The sequence below is a fragment of the Pseudomonas sp. DG56-2 genome (genome assembly GCF_004803755.1).
Classification (GTDB): Bacteria; Pseudomonadota; Gammaproteobacteria; order Pseudomonadales; family Pseudomonadaceae; genus Aquipseudomonas; species Aquipseudomonas auratipiscis.
Genome location: NZ_CP032311.1, coordinates 1,450,358 through 1,476,041 on the forward strand (window position 1 = coordinate 1,450,358; position 25,684 = coordinate 1,476,041).

Genomic DNA, 25,684 nt, shown 5'->3' on the forward strand with positions numbered 1-25,684 from the left:
TCTGCACCCTGAACTACATAAAACGACCAGGCAAAGGCGCCTGGAGCTTCGGCTCCAGGCGCCTTTTTGTTTTTCCGGGCTAGCCCCAGCAGCACAGCCACCGTGAATGGCCTTGAGTGAGGATCGGGTATGAATGCAGAAACTATCGTCCAGCGGCAAAAGTTGATCATCGTCGGCAACGGCATGGTCGGGCATCACTGCGTTGAGCAACTGATTGAGCGCAATGCCTTGAGCCGTTTCGAGGTGCGGGTGTTCGGTGAGGAGCGCCAGCGTGCCTACGACCGTGTTCACTTGTCCGAGTATTTCAGTGGCAGCGACGCTGAAGCCTTAGCCCTGGGTGCTGCGAGCCTGTACGCCGACAGCGGCGTCAGCCTGCATTTGGGTGAAGCCGTGCTGGAGATCGACCGCGACCGCTGTGAAGTGCTGACGTCGGCTGGTCGCTACCCCTATGATCAATTGATCCTGGCCACCGGTTCATACCCTTTCGTTCCGCCAGTCGTCGGCTGCGAAGGGGCGTCGCGTCTGGTCTACCGCACCCTCGATGACCTTGATGGCATCCGCGCGGCAGCTGCCAATGCACGGCGCGGTGTGGTGGTCGGCGGTGGCTTGTTGGGGCTTGAAGCTGCCAATGCCCTGAAGTCATTGGGGCTCGAAGCGCATGTGGTCGAGTTTGCACCACGCTTGATGCCGGTGCAGTTGGACAGCGAAGGTGGCGCAGCCCTGCGGGCGCAGATCGAGGCACTTGGCGTCGGTGTGCATGTCTCGCGTGGCACGCAAGCGGTGGTAACCGGTGAAGATTATCGCTACCGGATGAACTTCGAGGGTGGCGAATTCCTGGAAACCGACCTGATCGTGTTTTCCGCCGGTATCCGCCCGCAGGATGCCCTGGGGCGCAACAGCGGTTTGGAGATTGCCGCACGCGGTGGCGTGGTGATCGACAGCGACTGTCGCAGCAGCGACCCGCGGATTTTTGCCATTGGCGAATGCGCATCGTGGAACGGCAGCGTGTTCGGTCTCGTAGCACCGGGCTACAGCATGGCGCGTAACGTTGCGGCGACGCTGATGGGGGATGCGGCCGCACGCTTCAACGGTGCCGACATGTCGACCAAGCTCAAGTTGCTCGGGGTTGACGTCGGTTCAATCGGCGATGCCCATGGTGCGACACCCGGGGCGCGTAGCTACCGTTTCATCGACGAAGCCAACTCGGCGTACCGCCGTCTGGTGGTGGATGCCTCGGGCAAACGCGTGCTGGGCGCGGTACTGGTAGGCGACAACAGCTATTACGACACCTTGCTGCAATACGTGCAGAACGCAATTGCCCTGCCGGCTGATCCTGCGGCCTTGATTCTGCCGCAAGTCTCCGGGGCGCTGACCCTCGGTGCCGATGCCCTGCCGGACACTGCGACCATCTGCTCCTGCCACAACGTCAGCAAAGGCGCGATCTGCAGCGCCATCGACAAGGGTTGTGGCGAACTGGCTGCCCTCAAGCAACAGACCAAGGCGTGTACCGGTTGCGGTGGTTGCGCGGCATTGCTCAAGCAGGTCTTCGAGCACGAGCTGATTGCCCGGGGTGTCAGTGTCGACAAGAGCCTATGCGAACACTTTGCCTACACGCGCCAGGAGTTGTATGCCCTGGTGCGCGTTGAGGGCATCCTCAGTTTTGACGAAATGCTCGCCAAGCATGGTCGCGGCCATGTCGGTTGCGACATTTGCAAGCCCACGGTCGGCTCCATCCTCGCATCGTGCTGGAACCAGCCCATCATGGACGCATCGCTGGTGCCGTTGCAGGACACCAACGACACCTTCATGGCCAACATGCAAAAGAATGGTACCTATTCGGTTGTGCCGCGAATTCCTGGCGGTGAAATTACCCCGGACAAGCTCATCGTCATCGGTGAGGTGGCGAAAAAGTACGACCTCTACACCAAGATTACCGGTGGCCAGCGCATCGATCTTTTTGGCGCGCAATTGCACGAGTTGCCGGCGATCTGGGGTGAGCTGATCGAAGCCGGCTTCGAAACCGGCCACGCCTACGGCAAGTCCACGCGCACGGTGAAATCCTGTGTCGGCAGCACCTGGTGTCGCTACGGCGTGCAGGACAGCGTGAAGATGGCCTTGCTTCTGGAGGACCGCTACAAGGGCCTGCGCTCGCCGCACAAACTCAAGTTCGCGGTTTCTGGCTGCACCCGTGAATGTGCCGAGGCGCAGAGCAAGGATATTGGTGTAATCGCCACCGAGAAGGGCTGGAACCTGTACATCTGCGGCAATGGCGGCATGCGTCCGCGGCATGCCGAGCTGTTCGCCACTGATCTGGATGATGCCGGGCTGATCCGCCTCATCGACCGGGTGCTGATGTTCTACATCCGCACCGCCGACAAATTGCAGCGCACGTCGGTCTGGCGCGAGAGCCTGGAAGGCGGCTTGAACTATCTGAAACAGGTCATTATCGAAGATTCACTAGGCCTGGCTGCCGAGCTGGAAGCTCAGATGCAGTTAGTGGTCGATCGCTACGAATGTGAATGGGCCAATGCTCTCAAGGATCCCGAGAAGCTCAAGCGCTTTCGCACTTTCGTCAATGACCATCGCCCAGATCCCGGCGTGCACTTTGTTCGTGAGCGTGGTCAACGCCGCCCCATTGCCGCCGCAGAGCTTCACTTGATCCCGACCACTGAAGAGGTGCTGTGATGAGTCTGTCCAATGCTGCTGTAAACCTGCAAACCCAAGACTGGCAAACGGTGTGCAAACGCCAGGACCTGGTTGCGCAATCGGGCGTGGTTGTCTGGTTCGAAGGCCGGCAGGTGGCGTTGTTCTACCTGCCTGAGGAGCAAACCCCGGTATTTGCCATCGACAACCACGACCCCAAGTCAGGTGCCAATGTGATCGGTCGCGGCCTGATCGGACACATCAAGGGCGAGTTGGTGGTGGCAGCGCCCTTGTACAAACAGCATTTCAGCCTCCGCGATGGCCACTGCCTGGAGGATGCACAGCAGGGGCTGCAAGTATGGCCGGTGCGGATTCGCGGTGACCAGGTAGAGATCGGAATGTAGTAACAACAGGTTCATCCGGCGAAAGCAGTCGCAGACGGGTCAGGGCCTCGATAAACTTCGCGGATGAACCTCGACACCCGAATCAAGTTCCGCCACCTGTTGTGCTTTCTCGAAATCGCTCGTCAGGGCAGTTTCGCCAAGGCTGCTGACGCCATGGCGATCAGTCAGCCGGCGATTTCCAAGACCCTCAAGGAGCTTGAAGCGCTTTTGCAGACCCGCCTGTTCGAGCGCAGCAAGCAGGGCGTCGAACTGACCTCTGCCGGGGTGCGCTTCATGCGCTACGCAGGGCCCAGTGTGCAGGCCTTGCGCGAAGGCGTGAGTAGCTTGCGTGGCGAAGAACATGCGCCACCACAGGTCAAGGTCGGTGTACTGTCGACGGTGGAAAGCCTGCTGATGCCAGAGGTGCTGTGCCGCCTGCATCAGCGTCATCAGGCCCTGGTGGTCAGTGTCGCCACCGGGCCCAGCGCGCACCTGCTGGCGCAACTGCATGTCGGCGAGCTTGACCTGGTGATCGGACGCATGACCGACAGTCCGCAGATCCAGGGCCTATCGTTCGAACATCTGTACAGCGAGTCGATGTCACTGGTGGTGCGTCCGGCTCATCCGTTGCTTGCGCGCCAGCCCGTCGAGCGCAGCCAACTGGGGCGTTACCCATTGGTGCTACCGCTGGCCGGCACCACTATTCGCAAGCATGCCGACAGCTTGTTTATCCAGTGCGCCATCGAGCAGCCGGCCCAGCGCCTGGAAACCCTTTCGCCCGCCTTGAGCCGGCGTTACGTGCAAAGCAGTGACGCGGTGTGGGTCGCACCCAGGGATGCGGTGCGCATCGACCTGGGGCGCGGTGAGTTGTGCGAGCTGGACCTTGGCGTACAAGAGCCGGGCGGCTCGGTAGGCATCTGTAGCAATGCCGCTTTGCCGTTGAGCTTGCCCACGCGCTGGCTGTGCGAAGTGCTGCGCGAAGTGGCAGGGCAGTACCGCGATGGCAGCTACCCGTGAAATCCTGGCAATCTTACAAACAGCTACAAAACCTGCTGGAAGAAGTTGCCCAAGTGCGTGGCCCCGTCAATACTGGCCACTGGCTGCAGCTTTGTATGAAGATGGATTTACTTGGCTGAACTTATCCGGCTTTTCTTGCTCTCATGCCGGTAGCCATTGGTCGTGGCCGCCTGATAAGCTCGCGGCTTTACTCGATTGCCCTATTGGCGCATGAACAAGGAAATAGCATGAAACAGCATCGGTTGGCGGCTGCGGTTGCCCTGGTTAGTCTGGTCCTGGCGGGTTGCGATTCGCAGACCAGCGTCGAGCTCAAGACTCCGGCACAGAAAGCCTCCTACGGTATTGGCCTGAACATGGGCAAAAGCCTGGCTCAGGAAGGCATGGACGACCTTGATTCTAAAGCTGTCGCTCAAGGCATCGAAGATGCTGTCGGCAAGAAAGAACAGAAAATCAAGGACGAAGAACTGGTCGAAGCCTTTGCTGCCTTGCAGAAGCGCGCTGAAGAGCGCCTGGTCAAGATGAGCGAAGAATCGGCTGCCGCTGGCAAGAAGTTCCTTGATGAAAACGGCAAGAAAGCCGGTGTCGTCACCACTGCTTCGGGCCTGCAGTACGAAGTGGTCAAGAAGGCCGACGGCGCTCAGCCCAAGCCTACCGACGTAGTCACTGTTCACTACGAAGGCAAGCTGATCGACGGCAAGGTATTCGACAGTTCGGTCGAGCGCGGCAGCCCGATCGACCTGCCAGTAAGCGGCGTGATCCCGGGTTGGGTCGAAGGCCTGCAACTGATGCACGTTGGTGAGAAGTACAAGCTGTTCATTCCGTCGGACCTGGCTTACGGCGCACAAAGCCCAAGCCCGATGATCCCGGCCAATTCGGTTCTGGTATTCGAACTGGAACTGCTGGGCATCAAGGACCAGGCCAAGCCTGACGCCGAGGCGCCAGCTGATCCTGCAGCCGAGTAAATTCGCTTGCAGTACCGACAACGCCCCGTCTCTACGGGGCGTTGTTGTTTGTGTAATCGATACGAACGCTGTAGGGCTCAGACGGTCTGAAAAGCTGCACCCCATGTGTAAAAGGTGCAGGATTGGCAAAACGTTTGCGCAATTGAAACAGGTGTGTAAAAAACGCCCGATTTAAGCCCGGCCCTTGCCGGACGGGCGCCCTGAGCTCCAAAAGTGGCTCTGTTCACAAGGTTATCCACAATAATTGTGGATAACATTTCCCCGGTGGGGATGGAGGACGTATGAAAGCTCCGTGGAATTTCGCCCGCTTTCTGCCCTTGGCCGAGCGATTGCTCAGCCGTGGCCGTCTGCCAGCGTTGATTTTCGCCGTGGCGCGCAAAGGCCCACGGCTGGGCAAGCTGCGCGAAGACGTGCGCTTGATGCAGGCGCTGTGCCTGGCCTGGTGGCGCGGTGAATACCGCTCGATCAGCACCAAGGCGCTGGTTACCGTCGTCGCCGGGTTGCTGTACTTCGTAAGCCCGCTGGATGCCATTCCCGACTGGTTGCTGGGGGTTGGCATGCTGGATGATATCGCCGTCCTGGCCTGGGTAATGAAGGCTGTATCCGATGAGCTGGCGGCGTTCAGCGCCTGGCGCAAGCGTCAGGCGCCGGAAAAACTGCGGGTTGTCGAACGCCTGCCCGATACCCCTGAAGCGCTACGCCTGGAGCAGACCAAAGGCTAATTTCATCAGTACGCTGCACACCCTTGTGGGCTGGTAATATAATTGGCATAAGGATTATGCCTACAAATTACATCTCGTAATCCTACAAGGGGGTTGCAATGGGTATTCAGGTCATCAGCCGGGACGGTCAACCCGAATATGCGGTTGTACCTTGGGAGCAGTACCAGGCACTGCTCAAGGCAGCAGGCCAGTTGGAGTCGACGGTTGTTGAAGATGCGCATGCTACCTCTCAAGAAACCAGCAGCTTGCCGTGTTTCAGCGAGCTGGGGCGTTTGCGTGAAGGCAAGGGACTGGCCGCCGAGCAACTGGCTCGCAGCGTTGGTATCAGCCCGGTGTACCTGGCTTTGATCGAGAGCGGCGAGCGCCACCCCGATGCCGCGATTCGTCGTAGCCTGGCGTGGGAGCTAGGTGTACCTGGATGGAGCGAGCCGACGTGAGCGGCGTACGGATCAGCCGTCAGCACTGGGATGGCCTGCTCGATGAGCTGGATCTGGCTCGCCGCCAACGCCACCTGCTGACCTATCGTGCGTTACTTGAACGCCTGCAACTGCCCAGCCCTGCCATGCAAACCCTGACCGCGGCGCTGGAGCATCTGGCGGCACTCGATGCCCGTGCCGAACAGCCACTGCGCAGCTCGCTGGTGATCAGCCAGGGTGCCAGCCGCTTGCCACGTACCGGCTTTTTCGAGTGTGTGGAGCGCCTCGGACGCTTTACCGGCCCATCTGACGGAATGGCCGCTGCTTCCTGGCATGCCTCGGAAGTGGTGCGCGTGTTCGAATACAGCTATCCGGAAAAAGAAGAAGCCTGATCCGTACCCACGGTATCGATCAGGTACAGGCTGTGCCCGCACAGTTCCTTGGCCTGGTGCTTGGCCTGTGATGCCAGTTCGGCGAGCTGCCCGGCATCGAGGTCGGCGCATGCCTCCGGGCGCAGGTGCACCACGCCGATCGACAATGACAACAGCGCGAACTCCTGACGCTGCCCTTGCCGATTGGGGGCGATGAAACACCCGGCCTGCGCGTGTTCGGGGCGGTAGAAGCGCCGGCACTGGCGCTGGAAGTCTTCGAGCAGCAGTTGCAGCCTGCGCTCCCAGTCGGCAGAACCCAGAACCAGCATGAAATCGTCACCGCCAATGTGACCGACGAAGTCGTGGTTGGGATCTACCCGTTCATTCAGGCACTGGGCCAGGCACAGCAAGACCTCGTCGCCACGGGCATAACCGTAGATGTCATTGAAAGGTTTGAAACTGTCGATATCCACATAGCAGATTGTTGCCTCGCGCTGCTGTTGCAGCAGGCGAGTCAGGCACTGCTGGATCGGTACGTTGCCAGGCAACAGGGTCAGGGGATTGGCGTAACGCGCCTGCTGGATTTTTTGTTCGGTGATCAACTTGAGCACATCGATTACCCGACCCAGGCCCAAGTAGCGGCCGTTATGAATAATGATGAAGTCTTCTTCAATGCGCTGGCGTGCTCGGCTGGTGAGCAAGCGACTGACCTGTTGCAGCGACTGGGTCAACTCCACGGCCAGAAAGTCGTCGCTCATCAGCCTGCTGATCGGCTTGCGGGCAAACAGGTCGGTGGCAAAGGGTTTGAGCAAGGCATCGGACAACGAATGACGGTGGACGATACCGCAGGGTTGACGGTGTTCATTGAGCACTGCCAGCGAATTGAGGTTGGCCTGACGCCGAAACAGGTCCAACACCTGCGCGGTGGAGGTGCCCTGCGGCACCGCAGGCTGCTCGTTGAGCAGGGCCGCCAGGTTGCCGCTGTCTTCGCTCAGGGGCTGCATTTGCCGGTCAGGGCTGGCCAGCATGTGCTGGATATCTCGCGATGGCTGTTCCTGGGGACGGCCGAGCAGGTAGCCCTGAACAAGGTCGACGCCCATTTCGGTCAATACCTTGAGCTCTTCGGCAAGCTCGATGCCTTCGGCGATCACTTGCGCTCGCGATGCTCGGGCGATTTGCAGAATGGAACCGATGAACTCGCGTTTGACCGTGTCCAGGTGAATACCATCGATGAAGTGACGATCGATCTTGACGTAGTCCGGACGGAGTTCCGACCACAAGCGCAGGCTTGAATAGCCGGCGCCCAAGTCATCCAGGGCAATCGAAAACCCCATGTCACGATAGTGGTGCAGGGCATTGAACAGCAGCTGGAAATCGTCGGTGGGCGTTTGTTCGGTGAGCTCGATGACCACCCGGCTTGGCGATAAACCCAGCTCGTGAAGCATTTTCAAGGTGCGCCCAGACTGATACTGAGGCTCCAGCAAGGACTCAGGAGACACGTTGAGGAACAGCTTGCCATCCAGTTGCTGCTGACTGAAGCGTCGGCAGGCGCTTTCCCGGCAGGCCACTTCCAGCTCGGTCAGTCGACCGGCCTGGCGCGCGACGCCAAACAGGTTGATGGGGGAGTGCAACGGGCTGTTGGACGGGCCACGGCTCAAGGCTTCGTAGCCGAGGATACGCCGCTCGGACAGGCAGACAATCGGCTGGAACAGGCTGTGCAAGCCGCCTTGAGCAAGAATGGTGCTCAACGCGCTGAGCTGTTCGGTCACGGTCATGGCGGTACTACCTTGAAAAAAAGGGACTGAGGCCAGTGGCGCTCAGTCCCTTATTTCACGACAGAATCGTGACTGTTTAATGACGCAATGGAGGCACAGTCACATTATTTTGCCATCACCGTTTTACGGGTTGTTTTTCGCCACTGCCGAGTTCAAGCCCAGGTAGTCGAGCAAGATACGTCCCGACTCCGCGAGGTAGGCGTCGTCTTCCGGTTTGGTATCGTCCGGCTCCGCTGGCAGCGCGTCTTCGTCTTCCTTCTTCAGTTCCTTGAGCGGCTCTTCGCCCTTGGCCTTGCGTCGGGTGTTTTCCAGCGCCAGTTGCTTGCTTTCGATATCGGCATGCTGGGCACGGCGTTCAGCTTCATTGAGGCTGACGGTTTTCTCGTTCATCAACTTTTGCGTCAGCGCCAGGCGGTCTCGGATATAGACAAACTCCGGGTCCTTGGCGGTGCGGCTGTCGTGGCGTGCCTTGAGCTGGGCCAGGAACGGCTTGAACGGGTCGACCGCAGGTTTGATCGCAGGGCGGATGGTGTCCCACGGCATGGCTTCTGGCAGGGCGCTTTCGCCAATTTCCTTGGTGTCGATGATCGACGGGTAGTCGATGTCCGGCAGTACACCCTGATGCTGGGTACTTTGCCCGGAAACCCGGTAGAACTTGGCCAAGGTCAGTTTCAGCTCGCCGTGGTTGAGCGGCTGGATAGTCTGCACCGTGCCTTTACCGAAGGTTTGGCCACCCAGGATCAGGGCGCGGTGGTAGTCCTGCATGGCACCGGCGAAAATCTCCGACGCCGAGGCGGACAGGCGGTTGACCACCAGCGCCAGCGGACCTTTGTAGAAGGCACCGGGGTTTTCATCTTCAAGCACATCGACGCGACCATCGGCGTTGCGTACCAGCACCGTCGGGCCTTTGTCGATGAACAGGCTAGTCAGTTCGGTCGCTTCCTGCAGAGAGCCTCCGCCGTTGTTGCGCAGGTCGATGACCACGCCGTCGACTTTTTCCTTCTGCAATTCGGTGAGCAGTTTTTTCACGTCACGCGTGGTGCTCTTGTACTCTGGATCGCCCGCCCGGAAGGCCTTGAAGTCCAGGTAGAAGGCCGGAATCTCGATGATGCCGAGCTTGTAGTCGCGCCCGTCCTGCTTGAGCTTGAGCACCGATTTTTTCGCTGCCTGCTCTTCAAGTTTCACCGCTTCACGGGTAATTGGCACGATTTTGGTGGTCTGGTCGTTCGGGGCGTTGCTCGCTGGAATCACTTCCAGGCGTACCACCGAACCTTTCGGACCACGAATCAGCTTGACCACTTCATCCAGGCGCCAGCCGATCACGTCGACCATTTCCTTGTCACCCTGGGCGACACCAATGATCTTGTCGGCCGGAGCGACCTGCTTGGTCTTGGCGGCAGGGCCGGCAGGCACCAGGCGCACGATCTTGACCTGGTCGTTGTCGCTTTGCAGCACGGCACCGATACCTTCGAGCGACAGGCTCATGTTGATATCGAAGTTTTCCGCGCTGTCGGGCGACAGGTAGTTGGTGTGCGGGTCGTAGGACTGCGCAAAGGTGTTGATGTAGGTCTGGAAGATATCTTCGGCGCGGGTCTGGTCCAGACGCGAAAGCTGATTCTTGTAGCGCTTGGTCAGCAGTTCCTGGATGGCCTTTGGCTCTTTGCCGGCGATCTTCAGGCGCAGGACTTCATCTTTGACACGTTTGCGCCACAGGTCGTCGAGTTCTGCCTGGCTTTTGATCCACGGGGCGTCCTTGCGGTCGACCAGCAGCGTTTCCTTGGTGTTGAAGTCGAAGTTCTCGACGCCCTTGTTCAGCTCGGCCAAGGCGAAGTCCAGGCGCGACTTGACGCGGTTCAGGTAGCGCTTGTAGATGGTAAAGCCAGGGTCCAGGTTGCCGCTTTTGAGGAAGTCGTCGAACTGTGTCTTCCACTTGTCGAACTCGGCGATATCACTGGCCAGGAAGTAGCTGCGCGCAGGATCGAGCAGCTTGATGTAGCTGTCGTAGATGATGACTGAGCGCGCGTCATTGAGCGGCGGCTTGCTGTAGTGGTGGCGCTTGAGCAGCTCGACCACGTTGAGGCTGGCGACGACTTCATCGCGATCAGGCTGGAGTTTATCCCAGCTGTTGGCAGCCAATGCATTGCCCGTAAACGGCAAACTGCCCAGTCCGATCAACAGTGCGAGGGTGGTGCTTGGTAAAAAATGCTTCATGCTGATTCGACGTAGGGACAATTGATCACGCATATTAGGCCGTCTTTGAATTCGCCGGTTCCATAAGAACCGGACGCATAATGCAAAAAGCCCGGGGCTACAGCACCCAGGCTCAGTCATGACTCAACTATGGAGGCACTGTGAAGGCATTGCAAGGCGTTGACGGACATGTGGAGTGGGTTGCGACGACAAGTCCAGCTTGCGATATCGGTCAAGTACGAATTCGTGTGGCTGCTGCTGGCCTCAATCGTGCCGATCTGCTGCAACGTGCAGGGCTTTATCCACCACCCCCTGGGGCCAGTGAATTTCTTGGCCTGGAATGCTCGGGGGTGATCACTGAAGTGGGCGCAGGTTCGTCCTGGCAGGTCGGTGACCGCGTCTGTGCGCTGCTGGCGGGCGGCGGCATGGCTGAAGAAGTGGTGGTGGATGCCCGTCATGTGCTGCCGGTGCCGGAAGGTTTGAGCCTGCACGAAGCCGCGGCGATTCCCGAGGTGTACGCCACTGCCTGGCTCAATCTGTTCCAGTTGGCTGGACTCAAACCGGGCGAGAAGGTGTTGTTGCATGCGGGCGCCAGTGGCGTCGGCTCGGCCGCTATTCAACTGTGCAAAGCCTTCGGTAGCCCGTGCTGGGTGAGCGTCGGTTCGGCCGAGCGCCTGGCCTACTGCGAAGCGCTGGGGGCCAGCGCCGGGGTGGTGCGCGGTGATGACCTGAACAGCCTGAGTGATTTCGGGCCGTTCGATGTGATTCTTGACCCGGTCGGGGCCAACTACGCCGAGCTGAACCTCAAACTGCTGGCCCGGGATGGACGCTGGGTGATCATTGGTTTGATGGGCGGGCGCAAGGCCGAGCTGGATCTGGCGCAATTGCTGGTCAAGCGTGTGCAAGTGACCGGATCGACGCTGCGCACGCGCGACGATCAATTCAAGGCGGAACTGCTCAGCGATCTGGGTCAGCAAGTGTGGCCACTGTTCACTGAAGGGCGGCTCAAGCCACAACTGGCCAAGGCCTTCCCGATCAAGGACGCCGAAGCGGCGTTTGCCGAACTTGCCAGCAATCAAGTGTCGGGCAAGCTGGTGCTGGTGATCGACGAGAGCCTGGCGTAACCCAGTTCGCGGGGTAATCCCGCTCCCACAGCAGTGGGAGCGGGATTACCCCGCGACGACGTCGATCAAGTCCAGGCGTGAATCGGCCAATTGTTGGTTTCGGCATGCTCGCGCAGCACCGGGTCCGGGTTGACCACATGCGGGTAATCGACCTTCACCAGCAGTGGCAGGTCATTGCGCGAGTCCGAGTAGAAGCTCGCGCCTTCAAGGTTTTCCTCTTCCTGATCCAGCCATTCCAGCAAACGAGTGATCTTGCCTTCACGGTAGGTCAGAACACCGCTGGTGCTGCCGGTATACACCCCGTTTTGCACGCTCAGATTGATCCCCAGGTACTCATCAATGCCCAGGCGCGCGGCAATCGGCCCCACCAAATGGGTGCCCGAGGCCGAGATCACCAGGATGCGGTCACCGGCCTTGCGATGTTCGGCGATGGTTCGGGTGGCGTCGCTGAAGATGATCGGCTCGATAAAGTCTTCAACCCAGGGTCCCACCAGGTGATCGACTTCTTCCGGGGTACGCCCGATCAAGGGCTCGAGGCTGAACGCCATGTAGTCTTCCATGGCCAGGTGTCCCTTGCCGTAGGCGTCCATCAGTTCCTTGTCGCGGCGCAGGAAGGATTCGCCATCGACCCAGCCAAGGCGGGCCATCTGTTCGCTCCACAACGAGGCGCAGTCGCCGTGGATCAGGGTTTCATCCAGATCGAAAATCGCTAGTGCCATATTCAGAAAAGCTCCTGTGCAACCCTCACGCGACTTCGCGCAGGGCGGTGGGATCGATCAACAAGGATACCCGCTGGCCGTCGGGGTGCAGATCGGCGGACGAGCGGTTGAGCACATCGACCATCAATTCTACTCCGCGGGCCTCCACGCGGTAGCGGATCACATTGCCAAGCAGGCTGTGGCCGCGTACCAGGCCTTCCAGCTCACCGCTAAGGCTCAGGGCGATAGCTTCCGGGCGGATCGCCAGGCGGCTGTCCACGGGGCGTTGCAGCAAGCGGCTGGCGCTCTGCGCGTCCAACAGGTTGTAGTTACCGATAAAGCCGGCCGCGAACACATCCACGGGCGCGGTGTAGAGAGTTTCGGCATCGCCGCTCTGAACGATACGGCCCTGATTCATCAGAAAGATACGGTCCGAAAGAATCAGCGCTTCTTCCTGGTCATGGGTGACGAAGATTGTCGTCAGGCCCAGCTCGCGCTGGATCTGGCGTATCTGCTCGCGCAGATGCTTGCGAATTCGCGCATCCAAAGCCGACAGGGGCTCGTCGAGCAACAGCAGGCGCGGGCGGGTGACCAGTGAGCGGGCGAGGGCGACGCGCTGGCATTGACCGCCGGACAACTGATGTGGATAGCGGCTGGCGAAGTCCTGCAGCTCTACCAATTGCAACGCCTCACGCACCCGCGTGCGGGTTTCATCGGCATTGACCTTTTGCATGCGCAGGCCGAAGGCGACGTTTTGCTCCACGGTCATATTAGGAAACAGGGCATAGCTCTGGAACACCATGCCGATTCCACGTTTTTGTGGGCTCACGGGTACCAGATCATTGCCGTCGAGGAGGATTTTGCCGCTGTCGACCGCTGTCAGCCCGGCAATGCAACGCAGCAGGGTGGATTTACCACAGCCGGAGGGGCCGAGCAGGGTGACGAATTCACCGCGTTGGATCTGGCAGTTGATGTCGTTGAACACCGGGTTGCCACCATAACTTTTTTGCAGATTCTGTACGCTGACAAAGCTCATATCAGGACTTGTCCTTGTTCAGGTGGTTGGCGATCCAGGTCAGCACCAGCACGAAGAGGAAATAGGAAATCACCAGGGCACTGTTGAAGTGACCACTGCTGTTACGCATGTTGTTCAGGTACACCTGCAGGGTTTCGTAACGGGTGCCCACCAACAAGTTGGCAAAGACGAACTCGCCAAACAGGAACGAGAACGACAACAGCAAGGCCACCAGCAGACCCTTGCGCAGGTTTGGCAACACCACCAGGAACGCAGCCTGGAACGTGCTTGCTCCCAGCAGTTGGGCGGCGTCCATCAAGTCGCGCAGATTGATGGCCTGCAGGTTGTTGGTAATTGCCCGATACATGAACGGCAAGGCCACGGTGAAATAACAGCCGATCAGAATCCACGGCGTACCGACCATGGCCATGGGCCCTGAACCGTACAGCTGCAACAAACCTACTGAAGACACGACCGGTGGCACGGCGAAGGGCAGCAGGATAAGGATGTTCATCAGCGCATCAAGGCGCGGAAAGTGGTAGTGCACCACGAACAGCAGCGGCAGGATCAGCAGCACCGACAACACCAGCGCCCCGACGCAGACCAGCAACGATTGCCCGAAGGCCGCAAGAAACCGCGGGTCGCTCCACAGCGCCAGGTACCACTCGAAGGTAAGACCGCTGGGCAACAGGCTCGCCGACCAACTGGTGGCCAGCGAGTAGAGCAGGGTGCCGGCCAGCGGTAGCAGGAGAATGATGAACAGCAGGTAGACCATCAGGCGATGGTAGAGCGGGTGGGTGCCCGGTTCAGCGCGCGACATGGTAGCTCCTCTTCAGCAGCCATTGATGGACAATGGTCACCAAGGTCATCAACCCGACCAGGATCATCGCCAGGGCGCTGGCCAGATTCGGATCCAGTGAGATGTCGCCGGCCACCAGCGCGGCGATGCGAATCGGCAATACGTTGAAGTTGCCGGTGGTCAAGGCATAGACCGTGGCATAGGCACCCAGGGCATTGGCCAGAAGGATCACAAAGGTGCCCAGCAGCGCGGGCGTCAGCACCGGCAAGCCGATATGCCGCCAGTATTGCCAGGTGCTGGCACCGAGCAGTTGCGCCGACTCTCGCCAGTCTTCGCGCAGCGCATCAAAGGCAGGGTAAAGCAGCAATACACCCAACGGGATCTGGAAGTAGGTGTAGAGAATGATCAGCCCGGTTTTCGAATAGAGGTTGAAGTCTTCGATGATGCCGGCCTGCTTCAGCAGCAAGGTCAGCGCGCCGTTGAAACCCAGCAGAATGATGAAGGCGAAGGCCAGCGGCACCCCGGAAAAGTTGCTGGTCATATTGGCGAATGCGTTGACGAAATCGCGCAGGCGTGAATCGACCTTGCGCAAGGAATAACTACCGAGAACGGCAATGACAATGCCGAATACGCTCGACCAGAAGCTGATCTCCAGGCTGTGCTGGATGGCCTGGCGGTAGAAGCGCGAGTCGAAGATCTTGCTGAAATTGGCCAGGCCCCAGCCACTCTCTGCCTGCAGGCTGTGAATCGCGACCCAGGCCAAGGGGGCGATTTGGAAAATGATGAAGAACAGCGCAAAAGGCAGGAGGAAAAGCATCGCCAGCCATCGGCCGCGTTTGATCGAATTCACTTGAGCAGCTCCCGGCACACAGGCTTGTCATGCGCGACACCCAGTAACTCGCAAATGGTGCCGCACAATTCGGTCTGCAACGGCTTGGCCGCCGGATCAAGGCTGAACGCTTCGCCAAACACGAACAGTGGGACCTCGCGTTCCTCGACCAGCAGGCCGTTGTGCGAGCGGTCGTTGTTCATGCCGTGGTCGGCAGTCACCAGCACCTGATAACCCTCCTGCAGCCATGTGTGCAGGTAGTCGGCCAGAAGAATGTCGGCACTGCGCGCACTGTTGCGATACTGGCTGCTGTCCAGGCCGTGGCGGTGGCCGGCGTCATCGATGCTCATCGGATGGGCGAGGAGAAAGTTCGGTGCGTGGCGGCGGCGCAGGTATTCGGCATCGGCGAACAGATGCGAGTCCGGGTAGTGGTCGGCGTAGTAGAACAGCCCGTGCTGGATGGGCAGCTTGGGCGAATGGGTGTGACGATCGCGCAGCGGATCGAACGGTGAGCGGTTGTACAGCTCGCTGACCCAGTGATAGGCCGCCGCCGCAGTGCCCAGGCCGGCTTCGCGGGCGTAGTGGAAGATGCTGCGTTGCTGCGACAGGCGGGTGACGTTGTTATGCACGATGCCGCTGTCGATTGGCGCTACGCCGGTGAGGATGCATTCGTACAGTGGCCGCGACAGGGCTGGCAGTTCGCATTCGACCCGATACAAGGCGGCGCGGTCAGCCTCGACATAGGCGTGCAGGTGACCCATGGCGTGGTGGGCTACCTGGTAGTTCAGACCATCGAGCAGGACCAGGATGACGTTGTGTTTCATGGCTTCTCCGCGGTAGCAGGGGGCTTATCGCGGGGCAAGCCCGTTCCCACAGGCGGATCCTGGTGGGAGCAGGCTTGCCTCGCGAATATCTTCACTCCATCTCGATAATCACTTGCTCCTGCCACATCTGCGGCAGCTTCTTGGAGGTCGCTTCCCAAGCAGCAGCGTCCTTGATTGGCTGCACAGACTTGTACTGCTCGTTCGGCAGCAGTTTGGCCTGGACCTCAGCGGGTAGCTTCAGATGCTCGGCGCGGATTGGCCGGGCGTGGCCTTGCGCCAGGTTGATCTGTCCGGCATCGCTGAAGATGTACTCACGGGTCAGCTTGGCGGCGTTCGGATGCTTGGCGTATTTGTTGATGATGGTGGTATAGCCGGAAATCACCGAGCCATCAGACGGAATCAGCACCTCGAAACGTGTCGGGTCGATCTGCTGGCGATAGCTCAGGCCGTTGAAGTCCCAGACCACGCCGACTTCGATCTCACCCTTCTCCAGGGTCTGGATGGTCGGGTTGGCCAGCGACAAGCGCTTCTGCTGGGCCAGCTTGGTGAACAACTGCAAGCCTGGCTCGATGTTCTTCTCATCACCCTTGTAGGCGATGGCAGCGGCCAGTACCCCGTTGGCCGCCTGGGCCGCGGTGCTCACGTCACCGATGGCGACTTTGTATTTGCCTTTTTCCAGGTCATGCCAGGTTTTGGGCATGTCTTCGGCTTTGACCAGTTGCTTGTTGATAATGAAGGCAATGGAGCCGGTATAGGCCAGGGCCCAATGGCCATCTTTATCCTTGGCCCAGTCCGGGATCTGTTCCCAGGTGCTGGGCTTGTACGGCTGGGTCACGCCCTTGGCCACCGCTATCGGCCCGAACGCGGCCCCGACATCACCAATGTCTGCGCTGGCATTGTCTTTTTCCGCATCGAACTTGGCCACTTCCTGAGCCGAACTCATGTCGGTGTCCATGTGCTTGAGGCCGTACTTTTTCGCCAGGTCCTCCCAGGTACCTTTCCAGTTGGCCCAGGCGTCGGGCATGCCCACGCTATTGACGGCGCCTTCCTTGCGGGCGGCGTCCTCGAGGGCCTTGAGGTCGGTCCCGGCGGCCATGGCCGTGGTACACAGGGCGATGGTCGAGCCGAGCAGTGAGGCCAGAAAAAGCTGTTTCATCCGAAGCTCCTTGATGGGTGCCGTGCAAAACGCGAAATGTGTTGTTGGACGTTGTTGCGATTCGGTTGGTCTAGGTCAGCAATACCCGAGCCAAGGTAGGCCTGTTGCATGACAATTTAATGTCCGCAGCCGCGCCTGCTCAGGGTCTGTGCCCCTGAAAATCAAGCGTAGACCACCTTGGCTGTCATCTGAGATTCATCTGTGGTGCCTAGGCTTGCTCTATTCTCATAGCCCTGAAGGCGCCAATTGTGTGCGCTGCCAGCGCTGGACTAGTCCAGATAGGTAACCTTCGATGACGCCACTGCCGCCCCGTGCAGTAACAGCCATCTGTCATGCCCTGCAGGAGCAGATCGAGCATGGTCTGCTGTCGCCCGGCTGCAAACTGCCGGCCGAGCGCAAGCTCAGTGAAGTGTTCGACACCACGCGCATTACCCTGCGCGAGGCGCTGGTGCAGTTGGAGGCACGCGGGTTGATTTATCGGGAGGAAAGGCGTGGCTGGTTCGTTGCACCTGAACGACTGACGTATGACCTGATCCAGCGCAGCCACTTCCATGCCATGGTCCGCGAGCAGGGCCGCGAAGCGCACACACAATTGTTGTCGGCGCGCTTGCTGCCTGCAGCCGCGATGGTCTGCGCGCGTCTGCAACTGGCGCCGCTGTCCAGTGTTATCCAGATTTGTCGGCTACGGCGAATCGACGATCGTGCCGTGCTGTATGCCGAGCACTACCTTAACCCGGAGTACTTTCCGGGCATTCTCGATCACGACCTCAGCCAGTCGTTGACCGAACTTTATGCCCGTCACTACGGTATCGCGTATGGGCGGGTGGCGTTCGAGATCCTGCCGACGGCCTTGCCCTCGGCGGCAGCCACTGCGCTTAAGGTGTCGGTGGGTAACCCCGGGCTGCACATTACCCGGGTCAACAGTGATCAGCACGGCAGGCTGATCGACTGTGACCTGGAGTATTGGCGCCACGATGCCATTCGCATCAAGGCCGAAGCCGGTTAAGACTTGCTATCGCCATCGTTGAATGGCGTGCTGGCATCGCTGGTGATCACCTGTACGCTCAGGCGCGGCGTGGCCAGGTCCAGGCCTGCTTCGTCGAGTTGGCGCTTGAGCGCCAGGTTGAACGCCCGTGAAACTTCCCATTGTTTGATCGGCGCGGTTTTGAAGCGTGCGCGCAGAATGGCCGAGCCCGACTCGAAGCTCTCGACCCCTTGCAGCTCCAGCGGTGACCAGATATTGCGACGCATCAACGGATCGTTGCGCATCTTCTGGCCGACGTCGCGAATCAGGCTAATGGCCTGGTCGATGTTCATGCTGTGCGGGATGGCCACGCGAAAAATCGCGTAGCCGAACTCGCGGGAGTAGTTCTTGATGCTCTTGATTTCACTGAACGGGATGGTATGGACGATCCCGTCGATGTCGCGCAGGCGCACCGTGCGAATAGTCAGGCCCTCGACCGTGCCCAGGTGACCGCCGACATCGACGTAGTCATCGATGGCCAGGGAGTCCTCGATAATGATGAACAAACCGGTAATGAGGTCGGCGACCAACGACTGGGCACCGAAGCCGATGGCCAGGCCGATGACACCGGCACCGGCCAGCAGTGGTGTGACGTTCATGCCCATGTTGGCCAGGGCAACGATCACCGCAATGATGAAAATGGCCACGAACAACACGTTGCGGATCAGCGGCATCATGGTTTGCGCGCGGGTATTGGCCAGGCCTTTGCGCGAGCGGGTCAGGGCATGGTGAACGGCGGTGTCGGCGAGAATCCAGACCAGCCAGGCGGCGATCAGGGTACCGGCCAGACCCAGTAGCCGAACTGCCACTTCGTGGCCTTCGCCTTCAGTGAACGCGATCAGGGAGAAACCCCAGACGCGCAGCCCCAGCTCGATGAACACCAGCCAGATACCCATGTGCACCAAGGTGTAGCCGAAGTTGCGCAAGCGTTCGCTGTACACCGCCTGGCGGCGATTGGCACGTTGCGGCTTGAGGCCGTGGCGGCGTACCAGGCCATTGATGACCATGCACAGGATCAGCAGCACTGTGCACATCAACGACTGACGCAAGGCTGTACTGGTGTCCCCGGCAGAGATAAAGGTGGCAATCAGTGAGATCGCTACCAGCACCAGGGCAGGCAGATACCAGAAGGTGCCGAGAATTTCGATGGTGTCGCTCAAGGCGCGGCGGGTAAGGCGCCGGGACAGCGGTTGGTTGCGAATGAGGTGGGCGATGGGTCGACGAAAACGCAGGATGAACAACCCGGTGGATAGCCCGGCGAGCACATTGGCCAGGGTGGCCAGGGTATGGGCCAGATGATCGCCCAGGGTACCGGCCATGCGTGGGTCATTCATCGCCTCGCCAAAGGCGGCGAAGCTGCCGATCAGCCACAGGGGGCGAAAGGCCTGGTGACGGAGGATATGCAAGGCGCGATGGCGGTGCGGACCATCGAGCAGGGAAAAGGCGATGACACAGATGGCCGAGAAGCAGGTGCCGATCACCAGGGCGTAGGCCAGTACCATCGCCATCGACTTGCCCAGCGATGAGGGCAGAACGAAGCTCAGGTACACGGTGATGACCAAGGCCACCAGCCACGGTCCGAGCTTGCGCAAGGCAAAGCGCACCAGGTCCCAAGTGCGAGGATGCTGCGGCAGTTCCTCGCTCAGGCCAAAGCGCAGGCGTACCTGATGGCTGACCCAGTTGAGGGCGTAGGCCAGCAAGCTCCAGAGGGCAATGATGGCTGCAAAGCCGAACAGAATCGGCGGCCATTCGTGCAGGGGCACCAGGCGTGCGTCGAATTCGATTTGTGCCAGTTCAAGTTCCCGGCTCCAGCGCGTGAGCGGACTGGCATCGCCACTGAACTGTTTTTCCAGCTCGGCGAAAGTGGTGCCGATCAGGCCCAGCACCCCTTGCTCGGCATTGGGTTGGGCTTGTTTGGTGCTGTCGCGCAGCTTCTTCAAATCGGCCAGCAGCTTGGTGCGCTGCTGGTCGTTTTCCAGGGTCTTGATCACCTCATCCAGGGACTGGCCCAGCGGCTCGGTTGCCTCTGGCTGGGCCTTGCTGCCACCGAGCATGCTCGGCAGGCCGGCAGCATAGGCTGGGACTAAGGTGAATAACGCCAGGAATAAAGCTAATACGCGGAAAAAGGCAGGCACCGGACAATCAACCTCAAAACGATCAATCGCCCGAGTGTAGTGTATTTGTCAGTTGAGTTTCTCGAGGATCTTCCAGCACATGATGCCAATCATGCCGAGGGTGCCGATCCACATCATCACCACGCCAAAATTACGGTCGCGGAAGTTGAAGCCCACGGTCAGCATGATCAGGCCGGCCATAACGGGAAGGAACAGGGATTGAAAAGCTGACATGCGGCAAGGTCCTTGAATTCGAATTTATGTTCAAGGATAGCGGGAAACACCGGCACAAGGGGTGATTGAGGTCAGTGATGGGGCACGAACCCGGTTGTCCGGGTTCGTGTGGGTGTCGGCCTTGGCGGCGACACGGATGCGACAAAACAAGGTCGCCGCAAAACGACGTGCGCTGCAACGCTATGGAAGGTCGCGACTGCGGTAGAAAGCAGTGAGTACCTTTACCAGATGGGCCAGGTCCTGACTGCCGCAGAGTTCACGAATCGAGTGCATGGCAAAGGTCGGCAAGCCGATATCCACGGTACGTACACCCAGGTGGCTGGCGGTGATCGGGCCGATGGTCGAGCCACACCCCATGTCGCTGCGCACGACAAAACTTTGCACCGGCACCTCTTCGGCCATGCACAAATGGCGGAAGAAACCCGCGGTCTCGCTGTTGGTCGCGTAGCGCTGGTTGTTGTTGACCTTGATGACCGGGCCGGCATTGAGTTTCGGGCCATGGTTGCCATCGTGCTTGTCGGCATAGTTGGGGTGGACGCCGTGAGCGTTGTCGGCCGAGACCAGCAGCGAGCGCTGGATGGCGCGCACGAAGTCGTCGCCATCGGGCATCAGGCGGCGCAGGGTCTGTTCCAGCATCGGGCCATCGGCGCCGCAGGCCGAGCAGGAGCCGACTTCTTCATGGTCGTTGCACACCAGTACGCAAGTTTCCTCGCTGTCGGCGTTGAGCAAAGCCTGCAAGCCGGCGTAGCAGGACAACAGGTTGTCCAGGCGCGCACCGGCGATGAACTCACCGTGCAGGCCAACCAGGGCTGCGCTCTGGGTGTCGTAGAAACTCAGCTCGTAGTCCAGCACCACATCGGCGTTCAGATCATGCTCGCGGGCCAGTTGGTCGGTGAGCAGGGCGCGGAAGTCGACGCGCTCGTCGCCTGCAACCTGGGCCAGGATCGGTGGCAGTTCGGTCTGCGGGTTGATCGCCCAGCCTTCGTTGGCGGTGCGATTGAGGTGGATCGCCAGGTTTGGAATGACTGCAATCGGCAGCTTGAAGTCAACCAACTGACTTTCGACCTTGCCGTCGCGCCGGAACGTTACGCGTCCGGCCAGGGACAGGTCGCGGTCGAACCAGGGCGCGAGCAGGGCGCCACCGTAGACTTCCACGCCCAACTGCCAGAAGCCGTGGCGCTGCAGTTCGGGTTGTGGCTTGACCCGCAGGCACGGGCTGTCGGTGTGCGCACCCACCAGGCGAATGCCGTCGAGCAGCGGCGAGTGACGACCGAGCTTGAAGGCGATAATCGAAGAATCGTTGCGGGTCAGGTAATAACGACCGCCGGCCACGGTAGCCCAGCTATCGCGCTCGTCCAGGCGCTGGTAACCGGCAGCTTCAAGGCGCTGGGCCAAGGCCGCGGTGGCATGAAAGGGGGTGGGGGAGGCCTTGAGAAAGTCGATCAGGCCTTGATTCAGTGCTTCGCGCATAGGTCACTCCAGACAGCAGTGGCGCGAGTTTAACGTACTTGGCGGCGGATTTGTGGCGTGCCTGTCGTGGCGCAAGCCCGCTCCCAAACGGTCTGGAGGCGGGCTGGCGCCGCGGTGCGCTGTATTAGAACGGGGCCGGGCACTCGAAGCGCAGGCGCTCCCCGGAAACCGGGTGGGTAAAGCTGAGCATGCTCGCGTGCAGGCACAGGCGCTCATGGGCAGCGAGGGCTTCGGGGTAGGCGTACAGGCGGTCACCGAGCAGCGGGTGGCCAATCGAAAGCATGTGTACGCGCAACTGATGCGAACGCCCGGTGATCGGCGTCAGTTCCACGCGGCAATGATCGCCACAGCGTTCGACAATGCGCCAGAAGGTCAGGGCATGCTTGCCTTGTTCGTGGTCGACCACATGCCGTGGCTTGGTCGGCGGATCGTAGCGCAGCGGCAGATCGATACTGCCGCTGTCGAGCTCCGGCTGACCCCAGCACAGGGCGGTGTAGGCCTTCTCGGTTTCACGGTCATGAAACTGCCGGGACAGCTCGCGATGGCTATCGGCGTCGCGGGCCAGGAGGATGATGCCCGAGGTTTCCCAATCCAGACGATGGACAATCAGGGCATCGGGATAGCCGTTTTCCTGCAGGCGAGTGATCAGGCAATCCTTGTTGTCGTCGGCGCGCCCAGGCACCGACAACAGCAAGGTCGGCTTGTTTATCACCAGGATGGCAGCGTCTTCGAAGAGGACTTGAACATTGGACAGCGGCATTGCGTGTTCTCTGCAAACGCCAACGGCGGCGACTGACGCCTATGTGTAAACGGGCTTGCCTTGCGATTGCGATTGTTCAGTTACATCGCTATCGCGGGGCAAGCCCGCTTCTACACAAGCACCAGCCATCGCCGTGGCAGGTTACCCGTAAGCGCCGATCAACGATCGGGCAGGGTGATGTTGAGTTCCAGGATTGAGCAGCTGCCCTGATTTTCCAGAGCGACATGCACATCATCGGAGCCGATGTTGACGTATTTGCGGATTACCTCCACCAGTTCCTTCTGCAAGGCTGGCAAGTAGTCCGGAGTACTGCGCTGACCGCGCTCGTGCGCCACGATGATCTGTAGACGCTCTTTCGCGACCGAGGCGGTGCTTACTTTTTTGCTGGCACGAAAGAAGTCAAAAAGGTTCATTGGTTAGTTGCCTCCAAACAGGCGCTCGAAGAATCCCTTCTTCTTAACATCAAGGAACCGATGTTCCACATTTTTGCCCAACAGGCGGTCGACAGTATCGCTGTACGCCTGGCCTGCATCGCTCTGGTCGTCGAGGATGACCGGGACACCCTGGTTGGATGCCTTGAGCACCGCCTGGGATTCCGGAATCACGCCCAACAGGGCAACCGAGAGGATTTCCTTGACGTCTTCAACGCCAAGCATTTCGCCCTGGCTCACGCGCTCTGGATGGTAGCGGGTGATCAGCAGGTGTTCTTTGATCGGATCTTCTTCGCGTTCGGCGCGGCGCGATTTGCTCGCCAGCAGGCCTAGCATGCGGTCCGAGTCACGTACGGAGGAGACTTCCGGGTTGGTCACGACGATGGCCTCGTCGGCGAAGTACATCGCCAGGTGGGCACCTTTCTCGATACCGGCCGGGGAGTCGCAGACCACGTATTCGAAGTCTTCCTTGAGCTGCATCAGGACCTTTTCAACGCCTTCCTGGGTCAGCGCATCTTTGTCACGGGTCTGGCTGGCGGCCAGGACATAGAGGTTCTCAAGGCGTTTATCCTTGATCAGCGCCTGTTGCAGGTTGGCTTCGCCGTTTACCACGTTGACGAAGTCGTACACCACGCGGCGCTCGCAGCCCATGATCAGGTCGAGGTTACGCAGGCCGACGTCGAAGTCGACGATGACTGTCTTGTGGCCACGCAGTGCGAGGCCGGTACCAATAGCGGCGCTGGTGGTGGTCTTACCCACACCACCCTTGCCGGATGTAACCACGAGAATCTTGGCCAAGGTGCTTCACCCCTAATGAAAAAGGACGTCGAGTCCCAAAAATACAAAAAAAACGGCAACATCGAAAAAAGTTGCGCAGAAAATGGCGGCAAGTATCCGTTAAAGACGGGTGATGTTCAACACGTCACCAGACAGGCTGATCTGCACACCGGCCCCCCATAGCGGATCGCGGCGCAAGTCTTCGGAGACCTTGTACTGTCCGGCGATCGAGACCATTTCGGCGGTCAGCTGCTGGCAGAAAATGCGCGCACGGGTATTGCCCTTGATCCCGGCCAGTGCACGGCCACGCATTGCACCGTACACATGGATGTTGCCATCGGCGAGAAGTTCCGCGCCCGGGCTGACCGACGACACTACTATCAAATCGCCACCCTGGGCGTAGATCTGCTGACCGCCACGTACCGGCGTGGTGATGATCTTGGTCGGCTTGATCGCAGGCTCCGGGGCAGGCGCGGGGGGCGGTGGTGGCGCCGGAGCAGGCTTGACCTCAGGCTCCGGTTCGACTGCACGTTCGCGAGCGCCTGACGGCGGCAGCACCGGCAGGTCGATGGCAATCGCCGCGGCGATGTCTTCGATGCGGCTGGCACGGATGGCCAGGGTACGCAGGCCATGATGGCGGCAGACGCGCATCAGCCCTGGCAGATCAACTGCGCCTTCGCTTGCCGGAAGTTTGTCCAGGGCCAGCACCAGCGGCGTGTTGCTGAAAAAATTGGGCGCCTGGGCGACCTTGGCCGCCAACTGCCGGTTGAGGCTTTCGAGGTTGTTCCGGGCGAGCTCAAGCACAGTAATGGCAAGCATGCTGCCCTTGAGCTGGAACACGGGGTCTTGGTCTGACGTTTGGGTTTGGCTCATGGTCTGCATTGGACGGCTTGTTGCGAAAAAGTGCCCTGACTTATAACGAGAACGCCGGTTAGCCGCAACCCGTGCCGAACCGTTGTAGAATGCACGGCCATTGTCATTCCGGAATCTTTAATGGATCGCCCGCGTTTTCGTCGTTATTTTCTCCACCCGCGTTTCTGGCCGCTATGGTTGGGCCTGGGCCTGTTGTGGCTGATCGTGCAGCTGCCGTACCGGGTTTTGCTGGTTATCGGGCGCGCTTTGGGTGCCTTGATGTATCGGGTGGCCGGTGAGCGTCGGTATATTGCTGCGCGCAATCTGGAGCTGTGTTTCCCGGAACTACCGTCCGTCGAGCGCAAGCGTCTGCTCAAGGAAAATTTTGCCTCCACCGGCATCGCCTTCTTCGAAATGGCCATGAGCTGGTGGTGGCCAAAAGCCCGCTTGGCACGCCTGGCCCATATTGAAGGATTGGAGCATTTGCAGGCTGCCCAGCGTGAAGGCCAAGGGGCCATTCTGATGGCCTTGCATTTCACCACCCTGGAAATCGGCGCAGCCCTGCTTGGCCAGGAACACACCATCGACGGTATGTACCGCGAGCACGGCAACCCTGTGTTCGACTTCATTCAGCGGCGCGGCCGCGAGCGGCACAACCTCGACTCGCTTGCCGTAGAGCGCGAGGACGTGCGCGGCATGCTCAAGCTGCTGCGCGCCGGACGCGCAATCTGGTACGCACCCGACCAGGATTATGGCGCCAAGCAAAGCCTGTTCGTGCCGTTGTTCGGTATCGAGGCGGCGACGGTCACGGCGACCACCAAATTTGCCCGTCTGGGCAAGGCCCGGGTGATTCCCTTCACTCAGCAGCGCCTGGCTGATGGCAGCGGTTACCGGCTGGTGATTCATCCACCGCTGGCGGACTTCCCCGGCGAGACTGAAGAGGCCGATTGCCTGCGCATCAACCAGTGGATCGAAAGTGCTCTGCGCGAATGCCCCGAGCAGTACCTGTGGGCTCACCGACGTTTCAAGTCACGGCCGCCGGGGGCGCCGAAGCTCTACGACAAGCGGCGTTGAAGCCATTCGCGGGCCGATATTTTT

The 25,684-nt window shown here is 60.0% G+C and carries 25 protein-coding genes; 10 read left to right on the forward strand and 15 right to left on the reverse strand.

Annotated features, from left to right (window positions below):
• Positions 1–129: 129 nt before the first annotated feature.
• The 7 genes from nirB (at position 130) to D3Z90_RS06810 (ending at position 6,535) form a co-directional block, all read left to right on the forward strand.
• The gene (gene nirB, locus D3Z90_RS06780; protein ID WP_136475016.1) at positions 130–2,685 is read left to right on the forward strand and encodes a nitrite reductase large subunit NirB; all 2,556 of its coding nucleotides are present in this window, start codon (positions 130–132) and stop codon (positions 2,683–2,685) included.
• Complete coding sequence (nirD, locus tag D3Z90_RS06785; protein ID WP_136475017.1) at positions 2,685–3,047, forward strand: nitrite reductase small subunit NirD; 363 nt, start codon at positions 2,685–2,687, stop codon at positions 3,045–3,047. The genes nirB and nirD overlap by 1 nt, the downstream gene beginning before the upstream one ends.
• A 63-nt stretch (positions 3,048–3,110) precedes the next feature.
• Positions 3,111–4,043, forward strand: a complete 933-nt coding sequence (gene pcaQ / locus D3Z90_RS06790) for a pca operon transcription factor PcaQ (RefSeq protein ID WP_136475018.1) — start codon at positions 3,111–3,113, stop codon at positions 4,041–4,043.
• Between the two features lie 227 nt (positions 4,044–4,270).
• On the forward strand, positions 4,271–5,005 hold the full coding sequence (locus D3Z90_RS06795; protein WP_136475019.1) for an FKBP-type peptidyl-prolyl cis-trans isomerase: 735 nt from the start codon (positions 4,271–4,273) through the stop codon (positions 5,003–5,005).
• 281 nt (positions 5,006–5,286) lie between these two features.
• Positions 5,287–5,727, forward strand: a complete 441-nt coding sequence (locus D3Z90_RS06800; RefSeq protein WP_136475020.1) for a YkvA family protein — start codon at positions 5,287–5,289, stop codon at positions 5,725–5,727.
• A 98-nt stretch (positions 5,728–5,825) separates the two neighbouring features.
• The gene (locus D3Z90_RS06805) at positions 5,826–6,164 is read left to right on the forward strand and encodes a helix-turn-helix domain-containing protein (RefSeq protein ID WP_136475021.1); all 339 of its coding nucleotides are present in this window, start codon (positions 5,826–5,828) and stop codon (positions 6,162–6,164) included.
• The gene (locus D3Z90_RS06810; protein WP_136475022.1) at positions 6,146–6,535 is read left to right on the forward strand and encodes a hypothetical protein; all 390 of its coding nucleotides are present in this window, start codon (positions 6,146–6,148) and stop codon (positions 6,533–6,535) included. Before D3Z90_RS06805 ends, D3Z90_RS06810 begins: the two co-directional genes overlap by 19 nt.
• Here the strand turns inward: D3Z90_RS06810 and D3Z90_RS06815 are convergent.
• Positions 6,511–8,289: a bifunctional diguanylate cyclase/phosphodiesterase gene (locus D3Z90_RS06815; protein ID WP_136475023.1), complete on the reverse strand. Its 1,779-nt coding sequence runs from the start codon at positions 8,287–8,289 to the stop codon at positions 6,511–6,513. The genes D3Z90_RS06810 and D3Z90_RS06815 overlap by 25 nt on opposite strands.
• Before the next feature lie 123 nt (positions 8,290–8,412).
• Positions 8,413–10,500 (reverse strand): carboxy terminal-processing peptidase, encoded by a 2,088-nt coding sequence (locus tag D3Z90_RS06820; protein ID WP_168198440.1) that lies wholly within the window; start codon positions 10,498–10,500, stop codon positions 8,413–8,415.
• A 140-nt stretch (positions 10,501–10,640) separates the two neighbouring features.
• On the opposite strand from D3Z90_RS06820, the gene D3Z90_RS06825 reads away from it, so the two are divergent.
• On the forward strand, positions 10,641–11,603 hold the full coding sequence (locus D3Z90_RS06825) for an NAD(P)H-quinone oxidoreductase (protein WP_136475025.1): 963 nt from the start codon (positions 10,641–10,643) through the stop codon (positions 11,601–11,603).
• Between the two features lie 65 nt (positions 11,604–11,668).
• On the opposite strand, the gene D3Z90_RS06830 is transcribed toward D3Z90_RS06825, so the two are convergent.
• From D3Z90_RS06830 to D3Z90_RS06855, 6 genes are all read right to left on the reverse strand, one after another.
• On the reverse strand, positions 11,669–12,322 hold the full coding sequence (locus D3Z90_RS06830; RefSeq protein WP_136475026.1) for an HAD family phosphatase: 654 nt from the start codon (positions 12,320–12,322) through the stop codon (positions 11,669–11,671).
• Positions 12,323–12,347: 25 nt separating this feature from the next.
• Positions 12,348–13,337, reverse strand: coding sequence for an ABC transporter ATP-binding protein (locus tag D3Z90_RS06835; RefSeq protein ID WP_136475027.1), 990 nt, complete (start codon positions 13,335–13,337; stop codon positions 12,348–12,350).
• 1 nt (position 13,338) lies between these two features.
• Complete coding sequence (locus D3Z90_RS06840) at positions 13,339–14,136, reverse strand: ABC transporter permease (protein ID WP_136475028.1); 798 nt, start codon at positions 14,134–14,136, stop codon at positions 13,339–13,341.
• Positions 14,123–14,956 carry an ABC transporter permease subunit gene (locus tag D3Z90_RS06845; RefSeq protein WP_168198512.1) on the reverse strand — a complete coding sequence of 278 codons (834 nt, stop codon included), beginning with the start codon at positions 14,954–14,956 and terminating at the stop codon, positions 14,123–14,125. Before D3Z90_RS06845 ends, D3Z90_RS06840 begins: the two co-directional genes overlap by 14 nt.
• A 5-nt stretch (positions 14,957–14,961) precedes the next feature.
• A complete protein-coding gene (locus tag D3Z90_RS06850; protein WP_136475029.1) occupies positions 14,962–15,768 on the reverse strand; it encodes an alkaline phosphatase family protein in 807 nt (268 codons plus the stop codon).
• A 91-nt stretch (positions 15,769–15,859) separates the two neighbouring features.
• The gene (locus tag D3Z90_RS06855) at positions 15,860–16,924 is read right to left on the reverse strand and encodes an ABC transporter substrate-binding protein (RefSeq protein WP_136475030.1); all 1,065 of its coding nucleotides are present in this window, start codon (positions 16,922–16,924) and stop codon (positions 15,860–15,862) included.
• A gap of 292 nt (positions 16,925–17,216) precedes the next feature.
• Here D3Z90_RS06855 and phnR point away from each other — a divergent pair, with 292 nt between their 5' ends.
• Positions 17,217–17,930: a phosphonate utilization transcriptional regulator PhnR gene (gene phnR, locus D3Z90_RS06860; RefSeq protein ID WP_136475031.1), complete on the forward strand. Its 714-nt coding sequence runs from the start codon at positions 17,217–17,219 to the stop codon at positions 17,928–17,930.
• Here phnR and D3Z90_RS06865 read toward each other — a convergent pair.
• The 7 genes from D3Z90_RS06865 to minC form a co-directional block, all read right to left on the reverse strand.
• On the reverse strand, positions 17,927–20,083 hold the full coding sequence (locus D3Z90_RS06865; RefSeq protein ID WP_136475032.1) for a mechanosensitive ion channel family protein: 2,157 nt from the start codon (positions 20,081–20,083) through the stop codon (positions 17,927–17,929). The genes phnR and D3Z90_RS06865 overlap by 4 nt on opposite strands.
• A gap of 48 nt (positions 20,084–20,131) precedes the next feature.
• Positions 20,132–20,296, reverse strand: coding sequence for a hypothetical protein (locus D3Z90_RS26760; RefSeq protein WP_168198441.1), 165 nt, complete (start codon positions 20,294–20,296; stop codon positions 20,132–20,134).
• 180 nt (positions 20,297–20,476) lie between these two features.
• Positions 20,477–21,766, reverse strand: a complete 1,290-nt coding sequence (locus D3Z90_RS06870) for a M18 family aminopeptidase (RefSeq protein WP_136475033.1) — start codon at positions 21,764–21,766, stop codon at positions 20,477–20,479.
• A gap of 124 nt (positions 21,767–21,890) precedes the next feature.
• Complete coding sequence (locus D3Z90_RS06875) at positions 21,891–22,526, reverse strand: RluA family pseudouridine synthase (protein WP_136475034.1); 636 nt, start codon at positions 22,524–22,526, stop codon at positions 21,891–21,893.
• A 158-nt stretch (positions 22,527–22,684) separates the two neighbouring features.
• Positions 22,685–22,939: a cell division topological specificity factor MinE gene (gene minE / locus D3Z90_RS06880; protein ID WP_007898843.1), complete on the reverse strand. Its 255-nt coding sequence runs from the start codon at positions 22,937–22,939 to the stop codon at positions 22,685–22,687.
• 3 nt (positions 22,940–22,942) lie between these two features.
• The gene (gene minD, locus D3Z90_RS06885) at positions 22,943–23,755 is read right to left on the reverse strand and encodes a septum site-determining protein MinD (RefSeq protein WP_136475035.1); all 813 of its coding nucleotides are present in this window, start codon (positions 23,753–23,755) and stop codon (positions 22,943–22,945) included.
• Positions 23,756–23,854: 99 nt separating this feature from the next.
• Positions 23,855–24,616: a septum site-determining protein MinC gene (gene minC / locus D3Z90_RS06890; protein WP_371922256.1), complete on the reverse strand. Its 762-nt coding sequence runs from the start codon at positions 24,614–24,616 to the stop codon at positions 23,855–23,857.
• A 111-nt stretch (positions 24,617–24,727) separates the two neighbouring features.
• Between minC and D3Z90_RS06895 the strand changes: the two genes are divergently transcribed.
• Positions 24,728–25,660: a lipid A biosynthesis lauroyl acyltransferase gene (locus D3Z90_RS06895; RefSeq protein ID WP_136475037.1), complete on the forward strand. Its 933-nt coding sequence runs from the start codon at positions 24,728–24,730 to the stop codon at positions 25,658–25,660.
• The last annotated feature ends 24 nt before the right edge of the window (positions 25,661–25,684 follow it).